The sequence below is a fragment of the Streptomyces alkaliterrae genome, from assembly GCF_007097205.2.
In the GTDB taxonomy this organism is placed as follows: Bacteria; Actinomycetota; Actinomycetes; order Streptomycetales; family Streptomycetaceae; genus Streptomyces; species Streptomyces alkaliterrae.
Window position 1 is genome coordinate 1 of the sequence record NZ_VJYK02000448.1, and the last position, 3,143, is coordinate 3,143.

5 protein-coding genes are annotated in these 3,143 nt (G+C 71.9%); 1 reads left to right on the forward strand and 4 read right to left on the reverse strand.

What is annotated here, in order from left to right:
- Positions 1 to 50: 50 nt before the first annotated feature.
- Both FNX44_RS25370 and FNX44_RS25375 read right to left on the reverse strand, forming a co-directional pair.
- On the reverse strand, positions 51 to 440 hold the full coding sequence (locus FNX44_RS25370; RefSeq protein ID WP_143651325.1) for a type II toxin-antitoxin system death-on-curing family toxin: 390 nt from the start codon (positions 438 to 440) through the stop codon (positions 51 to 53).
- Positions 437 to 580 (reverse strand): hypothetical protein, encoded by a 144-nt coding sequence (locus tag FNX44_RS25375; RefSeq protein ID WP_153507727.1) that lies wholly within the window; start codon positions 578 to 580, stop codon positions 437 to 439. The genes FNX44_RS25370 and FNX44_RS25375 overlap by 4 nt, the downstream gene beginning before the upstream one ends.
- 135 nt (positions 581 to 715) lie before the next feature.
- Between FNX44_RS25375 and FNX44_RS25380 the strand changes: the two genes are divergently transcribed.
- The gene (locus tag FNX44_RS25380; RefSeq protein ID WP_143651326.1) at positions 716 to 1,717 is read left to right on the forward strand and encodes a DUF389 domain-containing protein; all 1,002 of its coding nucleotides are present in this window, start codon (positions 716 to 718) and stop codon (positions 1,715 to 1,717) included.
- A gap of 15 nt (positions 1,718 to 1,732) precedes the next feature.
- Here FNX44_RS25380 and FNX44_RS25385 read toward each other — a convergent pair whose 3' ends face one another.
- Positions 1,733 to 2,185, reverse strand: coding sequence for a DUF3592 domain-containing protein (locus tag FNX44_RS25385; protein ID WP_143651327.1), 453 nt, complete (start codon positions 2,183 to 2,185; stop codon positions 1,733 to 1,735).
- 137 nt (positions 2,186 to 2,322) lie between these two features.
- Positions 2,323 to 2,850, reverse strand: a complete 528-nt coding sequence (locus tag FNX44_RS25390) for a MepB family protein (RefSeq protein WP_143651328.1) — start codon at positions 2,848 to 2,850, stop codon at positions 2,323 to 2,325.
- Positions 2,851 to 3,143 lie beyond the last annotated feature (293 nt).

The following is a 3,143-nucleotide window of genomic DNA, read 5'->3' on the forward strand; positions in this document are numbered from 1 at the left end:
ACCCCGGGCAACCGCCCTCCCGAACCGGCCACACCCGCCACGGACGGCGGTCATTCCGCCCCGACGCCCAGCGCCCGCAACCGACCGGCGATCTCCGGAACCTCCCGGATTCGCCCGCTCGCCACGCCGACGACCAGGTCCTCCGCCTCGTCGACGTCCGGCCGCAGCCGGACGCCGTTGAGCCGCAGCAGCGTGACGCAGGCGAGGAAGGCCGTCCGCTTGTTGCCGTCGACCAGCGGGTGGTTCACGGCGATGCCGTGCAGCAGCGCGGCGGCCTTGTCGAACACGTCGGGGAACAGCTCCTCGCCGAACGCCGTCGTCTCCGGACGGCGCAGCGCGGACGTCAGCAGTCCCCGGTCCCTGATCTCCACGGGTCCGCCCTCGCAGGCGTACCCGGCGATCACCGGCCCGTCCTCCGGCACCAGGTGCACAACACTCACTTCAGCCGCTCCAACAGCTCACGCCACCGCACGGCCTCCTCGGCGGCGACCCGCCGAACCGCCTGGCGCACGTCCCGCCGCTCCCCTGCGTCAGACGCGCGCTCCTCGGCGGGCGCGCTCCGCCCGTGTTCGGTGTTCATGCCGCGAACACTAGGTCTGTCCGCCCGGCCCTCGCAGCCGGTTTGCCGTCACCCGCCGAGCCGGAGAGCGGAGCCGCCCGCAGTGTGTCCGTGTCCTGCCCGTCTCCACCGTGCCGGTCGTGGTTGTTTAGGGACATGATCAGCAAGGTCCGCGCCCGTGTCCTGCCGGCGTCCCAGCGCCGCTCGCTGGACGAACTGACCCAGGACCTGATCCTGTCCTCCGGGGACAGCGCGGCCAAGCGATCGGCGTTCTGGACGATGCTCGCACTGTCGGCGGTCATCGCGGCCGGCGGGGTGATCACGGACTCGACGGCGACCGTGATCGGCGCGATGATCATCGCGCCGCTGGCCACGCCGATCATGGGCATCGCCCTCGGATCGGTGCGGCGCCACCGCACGGGGTCGGCCGCGGTAGTCCTCCTCGCCTGCCTGCTGGTGATCGCGGTCGGAATGCTCATGTCGGTGGCTCTGCCCGGCGGCTACGACCTGCTGTCCAACAGCCAGATCTCCTCGCGGACGTCACCGGGCCTGATGGACCTGATCGCCGCCCTGGCGACCGGCCTGGCCGGCGCCGTCGCGCTGGCCCGCCGGGACGTCGCCGCCGTACTGCCCGGAGTGGCGATCGCCATCTCCCTCGTCCCGCCCCTGGTGGTCGCCGGTGTGTGCCTGGGCAAGCTGTCGGGATGGCTGGCTTTGGGCGCGCTGGCACTCTTCCTGTCGAACCTCTTCGCCCTGGTCTTCGCCGGCATGCTGGTCTTCGCCTCGCTCGGATACGGCACGGAGGCCGACAAGGCGGTCGGGCGCCCCGCCCGCCGGGCACACGCCGCGATGGCCGCGCTGTTCGTCGTCGTGCTCGTCCCCCTCACGGTCAACACCGCGGCCACGCTGCTGATCAACACGTGGACCGGCCGGGCCAAGGAGGCGGCGGAACAGTGGCTCGCCGAAGAGCGGGACGCGTCCGTGACAAGAGTCGACGTGAAGTCCAGGACGATGCACATCCACGTCCGCACCCCCCGTGAACTCCCGCCGGTGGGGCCTCTACTCGACCGGCTCGAGGGACGGATCCCGGACGGCACGCCCGTCGTGGTGGACGCCTCGCGTGGCCGCCGCATCGAGGCCGGGACAGTCGGCGGCTGAGCGCCGCCGCCGCGGTCACGGCATGCCGCCGCCGAACTCCGTGGCGAACGTGGTGACGAAGAAGAGGCAGAACACCACCATGACGCCCACGAACACCAGCGTCGCCGCCGTGGTGGCGGCGTTCAGCCCCGGGCGCACGGCCTGCGCCGTGGCATGTTCCGGCCGTTCGGCCGCGTACCGCACCGGTACGACGTCGCCCTCCACCGTCAGGGCGGAGCCCCCTGGCTCCTCGAACCGGACCGACCGGCCGTCGGCCGTCGTGAACTCGTAGACGTGGTGCAGCGTGGTGGACACCCGGTTGTCGTCGTACCCGTGCGTTGTGGTGTAGGTGCGCACGCAGCGCCCCTGCGCGACAAGGCCGCTGCTCCAGGCCCGCCGCAGCTGCAGCGAACGGCCGAGCACCCGATAGCCGATGAAGAGCGCGACCCCGCCGATCAGCATCGGGATGACGTAGAAGAGAAATTCCATGAGAGCCCCCGTGTTCAGGTTCCGCACGTGCACCAGGTCATCGGTGCACACCGCAACGACCCGATCATCCCCGAGCAAGCGCAGGCGGAACCCGAACTTGAGCAAGATCTGAGCCCGGCGCCGCCGGGCCCCGCACCCTAAGCGTGGTAGAGCGCGCGGGCGCGAGCGAGGTCGGGCGCCAGGCCCTCCCCACCCAGGTCGAGGAAGTACCTCGCCTGCCATGCCTGCGTGCCGCGGGCCTGCCGACTGGCCGTGGTCACCCACGGCGGGTAGACGCGGAACCCGCGCTTCCCTCTGGAGCCGTCGCGGGAGACGACGCCGCGTTCGCACAACGCCTCGCACGGGAACACGAACTGCCCGAAGCCGTTGCCGTCACGGCTGCTGACGACAAACAGGTCCACCCCGTCGTCGGCGTCGAACGGTCGGATCGGCCCCTCGGCCGACCGCTGCCAAACGGTGACGAACTGACCCGCCTTCGTCGGCGTGGTCTTCCCCACGCGGAACCGCACGGAGCGGTCGTCCAGCGTGAACACGCACGCCGCGTACTCGGCGCTCTCCGGCTCGCTCACCGGTACCGAGCAGCGGAACCCGCCCGGTTCGTACACCAACGCCCTCGCCGCCGCCAGATCGCCATGCGGAGCCGCCCACGGCTCGTTCCCCACCATGCCGCCATCCTCCCACCACGCCCGACCGGCCGGGGAGGAAGCCCGGGCGCCCGCGACGAACGCCGAGAACGCGGAGGCCGGGACGTTCAGCGCCGGACCCGCCCCCGCGTTCCCAGCCCTGACGACAACGTGACGGCCACGTGTGACACGTGCGCCGAGCCGCGCACTGCTGCCTCATCGCCGACGTCACCTGATCCGCGCGGACAGCCGCGGCCGGGAACACTCGCCAGGCACCGGCGCCGCAACCGGGCACGACCGGCGCGAGCCGCGGCAGGTCCGGGCTACTCCGGGAC